Genomic DNA, 15,476 nt, shown 5'->3' with positions numbered 1-15,476 from the left:
ATCGCTCCGTTACAGGGAGTTAGAATCCAGGATCCCAGTCAACTTCGATCCGTTGAGCTTCGCGATCAACTTTGATGATCACTTGCTCTGTAAGGAACGGAATTAATCGTTCCTTTTGCCCGAAAGCATCTTTTAGATTTGCTTTAACTACTAGAACATCGTTTGAGCCAGTTTCTAGGATGTCAGAAACAACACCTAGATCGTAACCTTTAGTGGTCACAACTTGCATACCAAACAATTCACGCCAATAGAATTCATCTGATGACAATTCTGGTAGTACCGCAGGGTCAATAGCGATTTCAAAGTTAGTCAGAAGTTGCGCTTCTTCGCGCACATCCAGACCTGCTAGCTTACATACATAACCTTGGCCATGACGTTTCCAGCTCTCTACTTTGTACTCAACCCACACGCCTTTTTGGTTTAAAAACCAAGGGCTGTAATCAAAGATGTTTTCAGCATTGTCTGTGTAGGAAAAAACCTTGAGCCAACCACGAATGCCGTAAGTAGCACCAAACTTGCCTACAACAATCTTGTCATTGCTCACTGTTTCTTTACCTTTCATCGACATAAGCTAATTTCTTCTTCTGGTAAGAATTAAGCCGCTTTTTGAGCGTCTTTAACTAGCTTAGCAACGCGGTCAGATAGAGACGCGCCTTGACCAACCCAGTGGTTAACGCGGTCTAGGTCTAGACGTAGACCTTCTTCTTGACCTTGAGCAGTTGGGTTAAAGAAACCAACTTTCTCGATGAAACGGCCAGTTGATGCGTTACGGCTGTCCGCAACTACGATTTGATAAAATGGACGCTTTTTAGCGCCGTGACGTGCCAAACGAATGGTTACCATGTCGTCCTCTTTGCTTTCTCAAAAATAAAATTAACCCCAATAACCGTTCAAATCAGTAAACAGTTTGGGGTCTCGTGCCAAAATAAAGCTCCGGAATTTTACTCTTATTCCGGAGCAATGCAAGGTCTTTAGCTATTTTTTCACCACCACAAATTGAACAATAAGTATGTGAGCTAGCTAACACCTTGAAACTTAAATTGGGTATGGCTAATTAACGACCAAATGGGTTGAAGCCACCGCCACCACCCATGCCGCCCATCATGCCTTGCATGTTACGCATCATGCCTTTCATGCCACCCTTTTGCATCTTCTTCATCATCTTCTGCATTTGGGTGAACTGTTTCAGCAAGCGGTTAACGTCTTGTACCTGTACGCCTGAACCTGCTGCGATGCGCTTCTTACGTGAACCTTTGATAATTTCAGGACGTTGACGCTCTTTCATTGTCATTGAGCTGATGATAGCTTCCATCTGCTTGAACATCTTGTCGTCAACTTTATCTTTCACGTCTGCTGGTAGCTGAGACATACCTGGCAGTTTGTCTAGCATACCCATCATGCCGCCCATGTTTTGCATTTGACCAAGCTGTTCACGGAAGTCTTCTAGATCGAAACCTTTCTTCTCTTTAAACTTCTTCGCCAGCTTTTCTGCTTTTTCATGGTCAACATTACGTTGTAGATCTTCGATAAGTGACAGTACGTCACCCATACCAAGAATACGTGACGCGACGCGATCCGGATGGAACGGTTCTAGAGCATCGGTCTTTTCGCCCACACCCAAGAATTTGATTGGTTTGCCAGTGATATGGCGAACTGAAAGCGCCGCACCACCACGAGCATCACCATCGACCTTAGTTAGAATCACACCCGTTAGCGGTAGTGCATCACCAAAGGCCTTTGCCGTGTTCGCCGCATCTTGACCTGTCATTGCATCAACAACAAACAGCGTCTCAACAGGATTGATTGCCGAGTGCAGATCTTGGATCTCAGCCATCATCTGCTCATCAACCGCTAAACGACCTGCGGTATCGACCACCAATACGTCGTAGAATTTCTTCTTCGCATGATCAATCGCTGCATTAGCAATATCAATCGGCTTTTGATCTGGTGACGATGGGAAGAAATCTACGCCAATGTCCGTAGCCAAGGTTTCTAGCTGTTTGATTGCCGCTGGACGGTAAACGTCGGCAGACACAACCAGAACTTTCTTCTTGTCACGCTCTTTTAATAGCTTAGATAGCTTACCTACCGAGGTGGTTTTACCCGCACCTTGTAGACCCGCCATCAGAATAACTGCAGGTGGTTGAGCCGCTAAATTAAGCGCTTCGTTAGATTCACCCATAACCGCTTCAAGCTCTGCTTGAACGATCTTAATGAACTCTTGACCAGGTGTAAGAGATTTCGAAACCTCTACACCGACCGCGCTCTCTTTCACACGGTTAATAAATTCGCGTACAACAGGCAGTGCTACGTCTGCCTCAAGTAACGCCATACGCACTTCACGTAGGGTTTCTTTAATATTGTCTTCGGTAAGACGCCCTTTACCACTGATGTTTTTCAGGGTACGGGATAGGCGATCCGTTAAATTCTCAAACATCTTGTTCTCTTCGCTAAATTCGGCGATAAATTACTATGAGTATACCTTAGCCAACCCTTGCTTGGCACTAGTCGAATGGAATTTGATATCTCATCTCTCACAATTCCTCCTTGCTCACCCATAGCCCAAAAGCTTGATGCAGGGTATAATTTGCTAAAAATCCACCAGCTTAATCGAGAGTAATGGACAACTTAGTCGCTGTCAGCGCAGCAATTCTCTACATCTTGGCAATTGCCACGATCATTCCAGGATTGGTTCATCAAACTGGTATTCGCGCAAAAACCGTCTTGGTGAGTGCGATTCTTGCTTTGGTGTTTCACGCTTGGTCATTGGCTGATCTTATCCTTTCAGGATCGGGGCAAAACCTCAGCATTCTTAATGTGGCGTCTTTAATTAGCTTTATTATTTCTCTGGTGATGAGCGGTGCGATGCTGAAAACCCGCTTGTGGTTTATCTTACCGGTAGTCTACAGCTTCTCAGCAATTAACTTACTCGCGGCAACTCTGTTACCAAGCAGCTATATTACTCATTTTGAAAATGACCCTAAGTTGCTGATTCATATTTCGCTCGCGCTATTCTCTTATTCAACCCTAACCATTGGTGCGCTGTATGCCCTACAGCTGGCTTGGTTGGATAACCGCTTGAAAGCGAAAAAAGCACTGGCGATAAACCCCAATGTGCCACCATTGATGCTCATTGAACGCCAGCTGTTTAAAATCATCCTCATCGGCAACCTGCTACTAACCGTAACATTGCTGACCGGTTTTACCTTTGTGCATGACATGTTTGCCCAAGGCAAAGCACATAAAGCGATTCTTTCTTTTGTCGCTTGGATTATCTACTCGGTATTGATTTGGGGTCATTACCAAAAAGGCTGGCGAGGTAAGAAAGTCACCTGGTTTGCCATTGCCGGAGCCACGCTACTGACCATTGCCTACTTTGGCAGTCGCTTTGTGCGTGAGATCATTCTCAATTAATAAAAGGTGCAGTGATGCACCTTTTTTCATATCTGAGTTTTCACTATCCCATCATTGACTTACACCTACAGTTAGGTCATAAATTAAGCTAAACATCGCAAGGAACAGGTAAGTTTTGGACGACATATCAACGGGTATCTTATTTGCGCTACTCGCGTGTCTCATTGTAATTTCAGGTTATTTCTCAGGTTCAGAAACCGGCATGATGGCTCTGAATCGTTATCGGTTAAAACACTTATCCAACAGTGGTCATAAAGGTGCAAGGAGAGTAGAAAAGCTGCTCGACCGACCCGATCGTTTAATCGGTCTGATTCTAATCGGTAACAACCTCGTTAATATTCTCGCTTCGGCTATCGCTACTATCCTTGGTATGCGCCTTTATGGGGACATCGGTGTTGCTATTGCAACCGGTGTACTAACCCTAGTCATTCTCGTCTTTGCCGAAGTTACCCCCAAAACTCTTGCGGCGCTCTACCCAGAACGCGTCTCCTACGCCAGCAGTATCTTACTTTCGTTGCTTATGAAAGTGCTCTCTCCGCTGGTGATCTTAGTGAACTTTATTACCAACGGATTTATTCGCCTGCTCGGCATTAAAGCCAACCATGGTGACGATGACCATCTCAGCTCAGAAGAGCTACGCACCGTAGTTAATGAGGCAGGTAGCCTTATTCCTCGTCGCCACCAAGATATGTTGGTCTCGATTCTTGATCTGGAAAATGTCACAGTGAATGACATCATGGTGCCGCGCAACGAGATCACAGGTATCGATATCAACGATGATTGGAAATCAATCGTACGCCAGTTAACCCACTCTCCTCATGGTCGAGTGGTGTTATATCGCGACCAAATTGATGAAGCGGTCGGAATGCTGCGTCTGCGAGAAGCGTATCGCTTGATGCTGGAAAAAAATGAATTCACCAAAGAGCGACTGCTGCGCGCAGCAGATGAGGTTTACTTTATCCCAGAAGGAACTCCGCTCAATGTGCAGCTGCTTAAATTTCAGCGCAAGAAACAACGCATCGGGCTGATTGTGGATGAGTATGGCGACATTATTGGCTTGATCACTTTAGAAGATATTTTGGAAGAGATTGTCGGTGAATTTACCACATCAATTGCACCAAGCCTGTCAGAAGAGATCGTCCCGCAAGGTGATGGCAGTTTCCTCATTGAAGGTAGTGCCAATATTCGCGATATCAACAAGGGACTGAAATGGAAATTGCCAACAGATGGTCCAAGAACATTAAATGGTCTGATCCTCGAGCACTTAGAAGATATTCCGGAAAGCCATTTGAGTGTGCAGATCTCTGGTCACCCGATGGAAATTGTTGAGCTAGAAGAAAACCGCATTAAGCTTGTAAAAGTGTTTCCTAAACTTAAGCAAGCCAGTTAATTCGATACCCGCTTTCGCTATTTTCCACTTATCGAGCAGAAACAAAAACGCCTTGGCAAGCCAAGGCGTTTCTTTTGCAATTTAATCAGGGTTGATTAATCGTCTTCAACGCTAAACAGGTTTTCCATACTCAATCCCTGCTTCACCAAGATTTCTCGAAGTCGACGTAATCCCTCAACTTGGATCTGGCGTACTCGCTCACGAGTTAAGTTGATTTCACGACCAACTTCTTCCAGTGTTGATGGCTCGTACCCAAGCAATCCAAAACGGCGCGCTAAAACTTCTTTCTGCTTAGGGTTAAGTTCATCTAACCAATTAATCAACGAACTCTTAATGTCATCATCTTGGGTAGAAACTTCAGGATCTGAATGTTTCACATCTGGGATGATATCCAATAGCGCTTTCTCACCATCACCACCAATTGGTGTATCCACCGAACTGATGCGCTCATTCAGACGCAGCATCTTGCTGACATCATCAACTGGCTTATCAAGTTGGGTTGCAATCTCTTCTGCTGTTGGCTCATGGTCAAGCTTTTGAGAAAGCTCTCGAGCAGTACGCAGGTAGATGTTTAGCTCTTTAACCACATGAATTGGTAGACGAATCGTACGTGTTTGATTCATTAAAGCGCGTTCAATGGTTTGACGAATCCACCATGTCGCGTAGGTAGAAAAGCGGAAACCTCTTTCTGGGTCGAATTTTTCCACCGCACGAATCAGCCCCAAGTTGCCTTCTTCGATTAAGTCGAGCAACGCAAGTCCACGATTGCTATAGCGACGTGAGATTTTTACCACCAAACGCAGGTTACTTTCTATCATGCGCTTACGCGCTGCTTCGTCACCACGTAATGCGCGGCGAGCATAAAGCACTTCTTCTTCTGCGGTTAGCAGTGGTGAAAAACCGATTTCGCCAAGGTAAAGCTGGGTAGCGTCGAGATTCTTACTCGAAACTTCAAACTCTTCCTTTGCATTGTCAGTCTCTGTGGATGTGTTGTTTTCTGTGGTTTGTGATTCGGCGTTGAAACCTTCCATATTTTCAACGTCAAACTCTTCTACTTTTGCTGCTGTGTTGCTGATACTCATAGCGCCTCCCCCTGGCGAGCTAGCAAGGCATTGACTACATCTCTAATGTCCCTGATGAATCTCTCTTAGCAAAATTTATGGTAAGTAGCGTTTTGGATTGACTGACTTACCTTGATAGCGAATTTCAAAGTGCAAGCGAACACTGTTGGTTCCTGAACTGCCCATGGTTGCGATTTTTTGGCCTGATTTAACACCTTGACCTTCTTTTACTAGCAACTGGTCGTTGTGCGCATACGCGCTTAAGAATTTATCGTTATGTTTTATAATGACGAGGTTGCCATAACCTCGTAAAGCGTTGCCCGAGTAGACAACTGTGCCGGCAGCTGTAGATACGATAGGTTGACCGCGTTGACCCGCAATATCGATACCTTTGTTCCCTTGGTCTCCCGACGAGAAGTTCTTGATTACTCTCCCTTTAGTTGGCCATAACCACTTGGTAACTTTAACGTTGTTTGATGTATTATTATTGACATCATTGTTAACATTTTGTTTACCTTTAGTCTCAACATACTCCTTTGATTTCGATTGTTCAACCCCTTTTGCGGCAGTTTTTTGTGCCACTGGTTTACTATTCGCAGCAGGTTGTTTCGTAACTTGTTGATTTGAGTTTTTACTCGAAGAAGTAGCTTTCGCTGTGGTTGCACTTGAAGCCACGGCAACCGTCGCAGCGGAGGATGCTGCCGCCCCTGTGCCAGCATACGCTGGCGGACGATAAGCCGGTTGCCAAAGCTTAAGTTTTTGCCCCGGGTAGATGGTGTATGGTGCTTGCAAATGGTTGTAACGAACTATCTCGTTTACATCTTTATCTGTGACATAAGCAATAAAATAGAGTGTATCGCCCTTCTTTACCTCGTAATAACTCCCACGGTAACTGCCGCGCGAGATCGAATCATAATCCTTATTCAAACTTGATACTGGCGCAGGGGAATGAGCCGCGCATCCAACCAGAGCGCTACTCAGAGCAAACATCAATAATGAATTAGATTTAATACGCATGATTAAGCGAGATCACCTGCAATTAACGGTACGAAGCGCACCATTTCGATTACTTCAGATAAATAGTTTTCACCCTGACGAGTGATTTTTAACAACTGTTGTTGGTCAACGCCGACCGGGATCACCATCACGCCACCGTCACTCAGTTGTGCAAGTAGCCCCTGTGGGACACTCTCAGCTGCTGCGGTAACAATAATCGCATCAAAAGGAGCTTTTGCTGCCCAACCTTGCCAGCCATCACCATGTTTAGTTGAGATGTTATAAATATCCAACTGCTTAAGACGACGCTTCGCATCCCATTGTAGCGCTTTGATACGCTCAATCGAATAAACATGGTCAACCAGTTGAGCCAGAACAGCGGTTTGATAACCAGACCCAGTCCCAACCTCTAGGACTTTACTTTCACGTTTAAGTTCAAGCATTTCCGTCATTTTAGCGACAATATAAGGCTGAGAGATTGTCTGTCCATGACCAATTGGCAATGCGTTGTTGTCATACGCTTGGTGAATCATAGCCTGAGACACGAAGCTCTCGCGCGGTAATCGATAAATCGCCTCGAGTACCGCTTGATTTTGAATGCCACTCGCGACAAGAAACTGCATTAATTTGTCGGCATGTGGGTTTGCCATTACGAATTACCTTTTAACCAATGAGACATAGTGGCAATAGATTCATGCGCTGTTAGGTCCACTTGCAGTGGTGTTATCGAAACAAAGCCATGCTCTATCGCAAAAAAGTCGGTTCCCTCACCTGCATCTTGTTCCTTGCCAGGAGGTCCCAACCAATAAATATCATGTCCGCGAGGATCTTTCTGCTTAATCATATCTTCGGCGTGATGACGCGCACCCAAGCGCGTTACTACAGTGCCAGCCAAATCCTGATAAGCACGATCTGGAATATTGACGTTGAGTAAGCGATTAGTTGGGATAGGTTGTTGCAAGTGCTGTTCAACCAGCTCGACTGCCACTTGTGCAGCCGTGGCAAAATTTACTTTACCCGCTAGAGAAAGCGCAATAGCTTGCACGCCTAAAAAGTGCCCTTCCATTGCTGCCGCAACCGTACCAGAGTACAGCACGTCATCACCCAAATTCGCACCATGGTTGATACCAGAGAGGACTAAATCAGGCAGGTCGTCTTTCATTAGCTCATTCAATGCAAAGTGTACGCAATCTGTTGGCGTGCCTTGCACTGAATAAGTGCTCGGCGCAATTTCAGTTACGCGCAGAGGCTGCTCTAAGGTCAGCGAGTTGGAAGCGCCTGAGCGATTTCGATCAGGTGCAACAATGGTGATATCAGCAAACGGCGCTAAAGCCTTAGCTAAAGTATGTATCCCTTCCGCATGCACACCATCATCATTACTTAGCAATATTTTTAGGCGTGACTCACTCATGAGTAACTGCGCTCCACTTCGATTTCTTCAATCAATTCACGTACGATAGCCGTTGCAAAACAGCCCGAGTCCAATGCGAAACGTAGTGTGATCTCATTGCCTTCAACCTGCCAAGTCAGGTTCTGTGCTTTCAGGGCAATCTCACGACGGTCATGACGCATGCGGTTACCACGGATAAGTGCCATCAAATCAGGCTCAGCGTCTAACTGTGGTTGCTCAATCTCAAGTGCTTTACCTTGCGTTGGTAGAGCGTTATCACCCGCCATTGCCGCAGTAATCAAACACTCACCAGTGGCAATCTTATTGGTTAATTCAGCAATATTATCCGCATCAACTAACAACTGCTCACGACCAGCTTGCAACACATCACCCTCGAGTGGCTGTTCGAATGCACCTTGCTCAATACGCGCAGACACAATCGCATTAAAGATCCACGAGCGTGCAGCAGATAGGTACAGACTGCGTTTGTTTTGGTTGCGAGTACGTACATTGTCACGACCCCAACGGCGTGCCTCTGTCACGTTGTTACCATCATGACCAAAACGCTGACTACCAAAGTAGTTTGGTACGCCGGTCTTAGCGATCTTTTCAAGACGAGCAACCACTTCCGCCATATCGGTCACTTCAGCGATCGTCACGACAAACTCATTACCAATGAGGTCACCCGGACGTAGCTTTTTGTTATGACGATCGGTCGCCACAATTTCAATCGATGGGTACTGCGCAAGAAAAGCAGAGAAATCTGGCGTTTCACCTTTTGGTAAATGCACGCTCAACCATTGTTCTGTCACGGCATGACGATCTTTTAAACCCGCCCAGCTGACATCTTTCGATTTCACGCCACAAACTTTGGCTAGCTCATTAACAACGAAAGCTGTGTTTTCTCCGGTCTTACGGATGCGCACCATTAGGTGTTCACCTTCACCGGTAAAATCAAAACCTAGGTTTTCATTCACTTGAAAATGCTCAGGCTTCAGTTTGAGTTTGCCTTGTGCAGTTGGCTTGCCATTTAAATAAGCGAGCGAAGATAAAATATCTGACATGTTGGTTTCCATCACTCAGCTAGCTAAGTAGCCTGTGATTAAATTAGTTTTGTTTGATCAGTAGCACCACTGCTTCACACGCGATGCCTTCTTTACGACCAGTAAAGCCAAGACGCTCAGTTGTAGTCGCTTTGACGTTAACGTTGCCAATCTCGGTTTCTAAATCTTGTGCAATAGCGGCACACATCGCTTCAATGTGCGGCGCCATTTTCGGTGCTTGCGCCATAATGGTAACGTCTGCGTTACCTAGAACGTAGCCTTGCTCTTTCACTCGGCGGTAGACGTCGCGTAATAGCATGCGGCTGTCTGCCCCTTTCCATTTATCGTCGGTATCTGGGAAGTGCCTGCCGATATCACCAGCCGCGATTGCGCCCAATAGAGCGTCACTTAGCGCGTGTAATGCCACATCGCCGTCTGAGTGTGCGATTAAACCTTGCTCATAAGGGATCGCAACACCACCAATAATTACTGGACCTTCGCCACCAAATTTGTGGACATCAAAGCCGTGACCAATTCGCATCATGGGTTATCCTTTGTTTCGTTCAAGATAGAACTCGGCTAATGCTAAATCTTCTGGCTGGGTGATTTTAATATTGTCAGCAAAGCCTTGAACTAACGCAGGCTGAAAACCTGCCCATTCAAGTGCTGATGCTTCATCAGTAATGATAGCATCCGCTGCCAGCGCATCAGACAATGCACGCATTAGTTGAGTAGTTCTAAACATTTGTGGGGTTAACGCATGCCACAGCGCTTCACGCTCAACAGTATGGTCAATGTTTTGCTCATTGTTGGCGCGTTTCATGGTATCACGCACAGGTGAGGCTAGAATGCCGCCAACCTGATGTGCTTGCGATACTTCAATCAGTGTATTTAAATCTGTCTCTCGCACGCATGGTCGCGCAGCGTCATGTACCATCACCCAATCCGCAAGTTGCTCGGCTGCAACGTAGCGCAAACCTGACAGTACTGAGTCAGCACGCTCTTTACCACCATCGACTCGCACCACATCAGGGTGGTTCGCAATCGACAACGTCGGAAAATACGGATCGCCTTGGGTAATCGCGACAATAACCTTATTAATGGCAGGATGAGCAAGCAATTTTAACACCGTATGCTCAAGCACGGTGCGCTCGCCAATCATTAGGTATTGTTTAGGTTTGTCGGCTTTCATGCGGCTGCCCACACCTGCAGCGGGAACGATGGCGACAATCGATGGAGAGATTGCGGTAGTCATTTTAATGGTGTTCCTCGCCAATCATGCGATAGAAGGTCTCTCCCTCTTTTACCATTCCAAGTTCATGTCTTGCTCTTTCTTCAATGGCATCAAGCCCTTGGCGCAAGTCATCAATCTCTGCAAACATTTCATTATTGCGAGTTGTCAGATTGGCATTAACTTGATTTTGTACTTCGATCTCTGAACTGACCGTTTGATAGTCAAACATACCATTTTTACCGAGCCACAAGGTGTACTGCAGCCAGCCTAAAAGTAACAATAAGATCAGAACAAAAATGCGCATAAAATTTTGTTAGGGAAGAGAAAAAACAAAGACCACATATATACCACAATGTCGCGAGTGGCGCGAGATTGGGTTATGTGGTCTTTATTGTGATTCAGGGCTAGACGTTAGTTAACAGCAAGAAATGCCAATAAACCAAAGCCTAGGATTAAACGATAAATCACGAAAGGAGTCATGCCCATACGTGAGATCAACTTCAAGAAGAAGTGGATACAAATATACGCACTAATAAATGATGTCACGATGCCGGTAAGCAAAACACCAACGTGAACCGGTTCACCGCTGAGAACAAGTTGCAAACCTAAGTAGCCACCTGCCAAAAGAATAATCGGAATCGACATCAGAAAAGAAAAACGCGCCGCTGCTTCACGAGTAAAGCCAAGGTAGAGCGCCGCCGTGATGGTCGCTCCCGAGCGAGAGGTGCCAGGAATCATGGCAAGTGCTTGCGCGATACCAATAAACAGTGATTTTTTCCACGTAGCTTGGTATTCATCATCTAGCAGTGACGCATTACGATCCACATACCAAAGCAGCAAACCAAAAATGATGGTGGTTGATGCCAAGATCCATGCGCTACGCAAGTAAAGTTCAATGATGTCTTTCATCAATAAACCAAAGATACAAGCAGGGATCGTCGCCAACAAGATCATCCAAGCCAGTTTCGCTTCCTTGCTGCGATCCCCTTTAAAGATCGAGGCAAAGAAAGCACTAAGTAGACTCACCACTTCGCTGCGGAAATAGATCATCACCGCTGCAAGCGTTCCGACATGAACAGCAACATCAAATGCCAAGCCCTGATCTTGCCAACCAAATACCGCAGAAGGCAAGATTAAATGCGCAGAGCTAGAGATAGGCAAAAATTCAGTTAATCCCTGAATCAACGCCAACACAAACGCTTCAAAGTAACTCATTGAAAACTCGTTAAATCATAATAATTAAAACCAAGGGGCAACCTCGGTTAAGACAGTGGGAGATTGGAAACTCGCCCATATTTGAGCCACCGTTCGACCATCACTTGGGACAACAAGATCGGGGCATAATTCATAAAGAGGCTGGATCACAAACGCATATTGATAGATGTCATCACGGGGCACTTTAGGATCTGCTGATGAGACTTGCTCACCGAACAGGATAATATCAAGATCCAAAGTACGCGGCTCAAATTTGGCAGCGTTTTCTTCCCGCCCCCATTTAAGCTCAATGGTACGTAAAGCGCGTGAAAAATCTGTCAATGACTGCGTGGTTTTTAGCTCCACCACTAGGTTATAAAATGGCGAACCATCAAAGCCAACCGCTTGGCACTCATAGATGTGCGATAGACGCAGTTGTTGACCAACTTGCGCCAATTCTTCAATCGCAGCCTGAATATGCTTGTGCCGCTCGCGATTCGATCCTACCCCAATATAGGCAGTGATCATTGCTGCCCTCGCTCGATCACCACCCCAACACCTTTAGCCTGTGGCACCGCGCCTGGTTTAGTTAAGCGGATCTTGATCCAAGGAACGTTAAAGCGTGACATGATAAGTTCTGCAATCTCTTCGGCTACGCGCTCAACCAACAAGAAACGTCCAGTTTCGATGTGGTTTAACACCGCGGCACTGACCTTGGCATAATCCAAAGCATCTTGCACATCATCACTTTTACCCGCAGGGCGGTTATCGTGTGCCATTTCAATATCGAGAACGAGCTTTTGCTTAATCTCTTGCTCCCAGTCATACACACCGATCGTAGTGATAACTTCGAGTTGTTCTATAAATACTTTGTCCATGCTTTCACGCTTCCTGTACAGGTCGGATACCCAATAAAGAGAAAAAATCGTACTATTTTGCTATCAAATGTTTGCTGTGAGTAGTTTGCTCGTAGCAAGCGCGATATGATAGCAACTACTTGCATTTTAAACACCAGTTTATCGAGCTTACCTTTTATGACGCCATTAGCACTTGCCATGATCATTTCAGCCTACTTGTTAGGTTCGATCTCAAGTGCCGTCTTGATCTGTCGCGTACTCAGATTACCTGATCCACGCAACGTTGGATCCAACAACCCTGGCGCCACCAATGTCCTGCGGATCGGAGGACGTAAAGCCGCGGTTTCGGTATTGCTGTGTGATATGTTAAAAGGCACGATTCCAGTTTGGAGTGGCTACTATCTGGGCATTGACCCTTTAATGCTTGGACTGGCTGCTATCGCTGCCTGTCTTGGTCATATGTACCCGCTGTTTTTCCACTTTAAAGGCGGTAAAGGTGTCGCAACCGCGTTAGGTGCAATAGCGCCAATCGGACTCGATCTTACTGCCATGGTGATCGCCACTTGGATCGTGGTCGCCTTGATCTTTCGTTATTCTTCTTTTGCCGCTCTAGTCACAGTGCTATTAGCACCTATGTATACTTGGATGATCAAACCCCAATATACCCTACCTGTTGCGATGCTATGTTGCTTGATCGTTTTTCGTCACCATCAAAACATACGTCGCTTATATGAGGGGACTGAGCCAAAATTGGGAGAAAAGAAAGTCGATCAGGTTTCAGACTAAAACCTGATCACTTCATCATTTACGCAGCGTAAACACGCTCTGCAAAACGTTCAAGCATGTCGCTGACAAACTCAGGTTGCTCTAGATTCGAGATATGTCCTGCATTTGGGATCTGCACCAATTCCGCGCCATCAATACAATCTTGCATTAAATAAGATTCAAGCACCGGGCGTGGTTTATCTTCTTGTCCTACCGAGATAAGTGTTGGTAACGCAAATTTCTCAATATCTTCAAACTGATCTCGACGGCCAAACACCATGCGTCCGATACGCGCAATCTCACTCGCCTGCTTGCCTTGAATCGCAAGCAGGTGCTGTCTAAAACTCGCGACCAGCTCTGGCGAATTTTGCTCGGCATTATTTGCAAAAAACAGCGGCACAACTACCTCTGCTATCGCTTGAGGTACTGCTTGCTGCTTATCGATAGTGCTGAGCATGTCGAAATATTTTTTGTGCGCAACTTCCGGCTCTAGACCCACAAAGGTATCCATCAATACCAGACCTTTCACACGGCTAGGGGCAAGCGTTACCAACTCTGTCCCCCACATGCCGCCTACTGACAAGCCAATCATCAGACACTCGTCGATCTCAAGGTGATCCAACAAAGCGAGAATTTGCTTGGCATAATCTTGCAATGAGCGGGTTGAGCTTGGCGCAAAATCAGACTCACCATGCGCCCAAAGATCCGGCACGATACAACGATAGGATTGGCTCAAACGCTCAACTTGCGGAGCCCACATCTTGCTATCCCACAAATAGCTATGCCCAAACAGCAAGACTGGACCTTGCCCAACATCAAGGTAAGCCATCTGACGATCATCGATGATAAATTGCTTCATACTTCTATCCATTGATTATGATTTTGCTCTCTATAAAAGAAAGACAACGTGGTTATTTTTGATATTGCTAAAAAAGGCCGCTGTTAAGCGACCTTTGCATCATTTATTAAGCGATAGGATCAAGTTGATCAATCGGCCAGCGAGGTTTTGCGGTAACAGCAAGATCCGCCACTTCGCCGTTCTTCAAGCGCTGCATACCTGCGTAGGCGATCATGGCGCCATTATCAGTACAAAACTCGGTGCGTGGGTAATACACTTCACCACCGATCTTCTTCGCTAACTTCTCAAGTTCAGCGCGAAGACGCTTATTAGCACTTACGCCACCCGCAATAACAATGCGTTTAAAGCCAGTTTGATCCAGTGCGCGCTTACATTTGATCACCAGCGTGCCACATACCGCTTCTTCAAAAGCGAGTGCGATATCCGCGCGAGTTTGCTCATCGTCACCATTGGCAGCGATAGTATTCGCAGTAAAGGTCTTTAGGCCTGAGAAACTCATATCCAATCCCGGTACATTAGTCATTGGACGTGGGAACTTAAATCGACCTGGCGTCCCTTTTTCTGCCAGTTTAGACAGCAGTGGACCACCTGGGTAATCCAAGCCCATTAGCTTAGCGGTTTTATCAAACGCTTCGCCGGCTGCATCATCAATCGACTCACCAAGGATCTTGTACTCACCGATGCCTTTTACTTCCACCATCATCGAGTGACCGCCAGAAACCAAAACCGCCACAAACGGGAATGGTGGTGGGTTATCTTCTAGCATTGGCGCTAGCAAGTGACCTTCCATATGGTGAACTGGCACTGCCGGCACACCCCAAGCATAAGCAAGGCTGCGTCCAATTGTGGCACCGACTAATAGCGCACCAACCAGGCCCGGGCCTGCTGTATAAGCAATACCATCGATGTCTTTTGGCTCTAGATTTGCCTCTGCCATCGCCGCTTTGATCAATGGGATCGTTTTCTTTACATGATCGCGTGATGCAAGCTCAGGCACCACACCGCCATAATCAGCATGCAGTTTGATCTGGCTGTAAAGCTGGTGAGAAAGCAGTCCTTTCTCATCATCATAGATGGCAATACCCGTTTCATCACAGGAGGTTTCGATACCAATAATACGCATGGTCTACTCGGGATGTTGATTGATTAATTACAAGTTGGCGGCAATCTTAACTCGCCTTGCGACTGCAAACAAATTTTGTCCAAAGCAGTTTGTTACTTTTGTTGTCGATTGGTTGTTAAGTTGGCATGTTTTTTCTCACCAATAACTTGG

The 15,476-nt window shown here is 46.0% G+C and carries 19 protein-coding genes; 3 read left to right on the top strand and 16 right to left on the bottom strand.

The features are described 5' to 3' along the window. Positions 1–19: 19 nt before the first annotated feature. The 3 genes from rimM to ffh all read right to left on the bottom strand — a co-directional run bounded on the left by rimM (position 20) and on the right by ffh (position 2,437). The gene (gene rimM / locus DPF93_RS13275; RefSeq protein ID WP_075649777.1) at positions 20–568 is read right to left on the bottom strand and encodes a ribosome maturation factor RimM; all 549 of its coding nucleotides are present in this window, start codon (positions 566–568) and stop codon (positions 20–22) included. A gap of 26 nt (positions 569–594) precedes the next feature. Next, positions 595–843, bottom strand: a complete 249-nt coding sequence (gene rpsP / locus DPF93_RS13270; protein WP_005593968.1) for a 30S ribosomal protein S16 — start codon at positions 841–843, stop codon at positions 595–597. A gap of 211 nt (positions 844–1,054) precedes the next feature. Continuing rightward, positions 1,055–2,437: a signal recognition particle protein gene (gene ffh, locus DPF93_RS13265; RefSeq protein WP_114766620.1), complete on the bottom strand. Its 1,383-nt coding sequence runs from the start codon at positions 2,435–2,437 to the stop codon at positions 1,055–1,057. Positions 2,438–2,619: 182 nt separating this feature from the next. Between ffh and DPF93_RS13260 the strand changes: the two genes are divergently transcribed. Both DPF93_RS13260 and DPF93_RS13255 read left to right on the top strand, forming a co-directional pair. Further along, a complete protein-coding gene (locus tag DPF93_RS13260; protein WP_114766619.1) occupies positions 2,620–3,414 on the top strand; it encodes a cytochrome C assembly family protein in 795 nt (264 codons plus the stop codon). A gap of 115 nt (positions 3,415–3,529) precedes the next feature. Continuing rightward, positions 3,530–4,804, top strand: a complete 1,275-nt coding sequence (locus DPF93_RS13255) for an HlyC/CorC family transporter (RefSeq protein ID WP_114766618.1) — start codon at positions 3,530–3,532, stop codon at positions 4,802–4,804. A gap of 95 nt (positions 4,805–4,899) precedes the next feature. On the opposite strand, the gene rpoS is transcribed toward DPF93_RS13255, so the two are convergent. The 11 genes from rpoS to folB form a co-directional block, all read right to left on the bottom strand. Then, positions 4,900–5,886: an RNA polymerase sigma factor RpoS gene (rpoS, locus tag DPF93_RS13250; RefSeq protein WP_114766617.1), complete on the bottom strand. Its 987-nt coding sequence runs from the start codon at positions 5,884–5,886 to the stop codon at positions 4,900–4,902. Between the two features lie 75 nt (positions 5,887–5,961). Then, on the bottom strand, positions 5,962–6,882 hold the full coding sequence (nlpD, locus tag DPF93_RS13245; protein WP_114766616.1) for a murein hydrolase activator NlpD: 921 nt from the start codon (positions 6,880–6,882) through the stop codon (positions 5,962–5,964). A 2-nt stretch (positions 6,883–6,884) separates the two neighbouring features. Beyond that, positions 6,885–7,511 (bottom strand): protein-L-isoaspartate(D-aspartate) O-methyltransferase, encoded by a 627-nt coding sequence (locus DPF93_RS13240; protein WP_114766615.1) that lies wholly within the window; start codon positions 7,509–7,511, stop codon positions 6,885–6,887. After that, positions 7,511–8,272: a 5'/3'-nucleotidase SurE gene (gene surE / locus DPF93_RS13235; RefSeq protein WP_114766614.1), complete on the bottom strand. Its 762-nt coding sequence runs from the start codon at positions 8,270–8,272 to the stop codon at positions 7,511–7,513. Before surE ends, DPF93_RS13240 begins: the two co-directional genes overlap by 1 nt. Then, positions 8,269–9,315, bottom strand: a complete 1,047-nt coding sequence (truD, locus tag DPF93_RS13230) for a tRNA pseudouridine(13) synthase TruD (RefSeq protein WP_114766613.1) — start codon at positions 9,313–9,315, stop codon at positions 8,269–8,271. The genes surE and truD overlap by 4 nt, the downstream gene beginning before the upstream one ends. Before the next feature lie 43 nt (positions 9,316–9,358). Next, positions 9,359–9,838 (bottom strand): 2-C-methyl-D-erythritol 2,4-cyclodiphosphate synthase, encoded by a 480-nt coding sequence (gene ispF / locus DPF93_RS13225; RefSeq protein ID WP_114766612.1) that lies wholly within the window; start codon positions 9,836–9,838, stop codon positions 9,359–9,361. Positions 9,839–9,841: 3 nt separating this feature from the next. Continuing rightward, positions 9,842–10,549 (bottom strand): 2-C-methyl-D-erythritol 4-phosphate cytidylyltransferase, encoded by a 708-nt coding sequence (gene ispD / locus DPF93_RS13220; protein ID WP_114766611.1) that lies wholly within the window; start codon positions 10,547–10,549, stop codon positions 9,842–9,844. 1 nt (position 10,550) lies between these two features. Then, the gene (gene ftsB / locus DPF93_RS13215; RefSeq protein ID WP_114766610.1) at positions 10,551–10,832 is read right to left on the bottom strand and encodes a cell division protein FtsB; all 282 of its coding nucleotides are present in this window, start codon (positions 10,830–10,832) and stop codon (positions 10,551–10,553) included. A gap of 107 nt (positions 10,833–10,939) precedes the next feature. Beyond that, positions 10,940–11,743 (bottom strand): undecaprenyl-diphosphate phosphatase, encoded by an 804-nt coding sequence (locus DPF93_RS13210; protein WP_114766609.1) that lies wholly within the window; start codon positions 11,741–11,743, stop codon positions 10,940–10,942. A gap of 24 nt (positions 11,744–11,767) precedes the next feature. After that, on the bottom strand, positions 11,768–12,250 hold the full coding sequence (folK, locus tag DPF93_RS13205) for a 2-amino-4-hydroxy-6-hydroxymethyldihydropteridine diphosphokinase (RefSeq protein WP_114766608.1): 483 nt from the start codon (positions 12,248–12,250) through the stop codon (positions 11,768–11,770). Next, on the bottom strand, positions 12,247–12,600 hold the full coding sequence (gene folB / locus DPF93_RS13200; RefSeq protein ID WP_114766607.1) for a bifunctional dihydroneopterin aldolase/7,8-dihydroneopterin epimerase: 354 nt from the start codon (positions 12,598–12,600) through the stop codon (positions 12,247–12,249). Before folB ends, folK begins: the two co-directional genes overlap by 4 nt. A gap of 156 nt (positions 12,601–12,756) precedes the next feature. Between folB and plsY the strand changes: the two genes are divergently transcribed. Continuing rightward, positions 12,757–13,365: a glycerol-3-phosphate 1-O-acyltransferase PlsY gene (plsY, locus tag DPF93_RS13195; RefSeq protein ID WP_114766606.1), complete on the top strand. Its 609-nt coding sequence runs from the start codon at positions 12,757–12,759 to the stop codon at positions 13,363–13,365. 19 nt (positions 13,366–13,384) lie between these two features. On the opposite strand, the gene DPF93_RS13190 is transcribed toward plsY, so the two are convergent. Then, positions 13,385–14,203: an alpha/beta fold hydrolase gene (locus DPF93_RS13190; protein ID WP_114766605.1), complete on the bottom strand. Its 819-nt coding sequence runs from the start codon at positions 14,201–14,203 to the stop codon at positions 13,385–13,387. 106 nt (positions 14,204–14,309) lie between these two features. Continuing rightward, positions 14,310–15,326, bottom strand: coding sequence for a tRNA (adenosine(37)-N6)-threonylcarbamoyltransferase complex transferase subunit TsaD (tsaD, locus tag DPF93_RS13185; protein WP_114766604.1), 1,017 nt, complete (start codon positions 15,324–15,326; stop codon positions 14,310–14,312). Positions 15,327–15,476: the final 150 nt, after the last annotated feature.

The sequence above is a fragment of the Vibrio rhodolitus genome (genome assembly GCF_003350325.1).
GTDB classification, from domain to species: Bacteria; Pseudomonadota; Gammaproteobacteria; order Enterobacterales; family Vibrionaceae; genus Vibrio; species Vibrio rhodolitus.
Note: the sequence above shows the minus strand (reverse complement) of the source record. Positions and strands in the feature narration are given on the sequence as shown.

What these genes read in the sequence shown, in the direction of transcription:
- rimM (WP_075649777.1), bottom strand. Translation starts at nt 568, where the DNA reads ATGTCGATGAAAGGTAAAGAAACAGTGAGCAATGACAAGATTGTTGTA.
- rpsP (WP_005593968.1), bottom strand. Translation starts at nt 843, where the DNA reads ATGGTAACCATTCGTTTGGCACGTCACGGCGCTAAAAAGCGTCCATTT.
- ffh (WP_114766620.1), bottom strand. Translation starts at nt 2,437, where the DNA reads ATGTTTGAGAATTTAACGGATCGCCTATCCCGTACCCTGAAAAACATC.
- DPF93_RS13260 (WP_114766619.1), top strand. Translation starts at nt 2,620, where the DNA reads ATGGACAACTTAGTCGCTGTCAGCGCAGCAATTCTCTACATCTTGGCA.
- rpoS (WP_114766617.1), bottom strand. Translation starts at nt 5,886, where the DNA reads ATGAGTATCAGCAACACAGCAGCAAAAGTAGAAGAGTTTGACGTTGAA.
- nlpD (WP_114766616.1), bottom strand. Translation starts at nt 6,882, where the DNA reads ATGCGTATTAAATCTAATTCATTATTGATGTTTGCTCTGAGTAGCGCT.
- DPF93_RS13240 (WP_114766615.1), bottom strand. Translation starts at nt 7,511, where the DNA reads ATGGCAAACCCACATGCCGACAAATTAATGCAGTTTCTTGTCGCGAGT.
- surE (WP_114766614.1), bottom strand. Translation starts at nt 8,272, where the DNA reads ATGAGTGAGTCACGCCTAAAAATATTGCTAAGTAATGATGATGGTGTG.
- truD (WP_114766613.1), bottom strand. Translation starts at nt 9,315, where the DNA reads ATGTCAGATATTTTATCTTCGCTCGCTTATTTAAATGGCAAGCCAACT.
- ispF (WP_114766612.1), bottom strand. Translation starts at nt 9,838, where the DNA reads ATGATGCGAATTGGTCACGGCTTTGATGTCCACAAATTTGGTGGCGAA.
- ispD (WP_114766611.1), bottom strand. Translation starts at nt 10,549, where the DNA reads ATGACTACCGCAATCTCTCCATCGATTGTCGCCATCGTTCCCGCTGCA.
- ftsB (WP_114766610.1), bottom strand. Translation starts at nt 10,832, where the DNA reads ATGCGCATTTTTGTTCTGATCTTATTGTTACTTTTAGGCTGGCTGCAG.
- DPF93_RS13210 (WP_114766609.1), bottom strand. Translation starts at nt 11,743, where the DNA reads ATGAGTTACTTTGAAGCGTTTGTGTTGGCGTTGATTCAGGGATTAACT.
- folK (WP_114766608.1), bottom strand. Translation starts at nt 12,250, where the DNA reads ATGATCACTGCCTATATTGGGGTAGGATCGAATCGCGAGCGGCACAAG.
- folB (WP_114766607.1), bottom strand. Translation starts at nt 12,600, where the DNA reads ATGGACAAAGTATTTATAGAACAACTCGAAGTTATCACTACGATCGGT.
- plsY (WP_114766606.1), top strand. Translation starts at nt 12,757, where the DNA reads ATGACGCCATTAGCACTTGCCATGATCATTTCAGCCTACTTGTTAGGT.
- DPF93_RS13190 (WP_114766605.1), bottom strand. Translation starts at nt 14,203, where the DNA reads ATGAAGCAATTTATCATCGATGATCGTCAGATGGCTTACCTTGATGTT.
- tsaD (WP_114766604.1), bottom strand. Translation starts at nt 15,326, where the DNA reads ATGCGTATTATTGGTATCGAAACCTCCTGTGATGAAACGGGTATTGCC.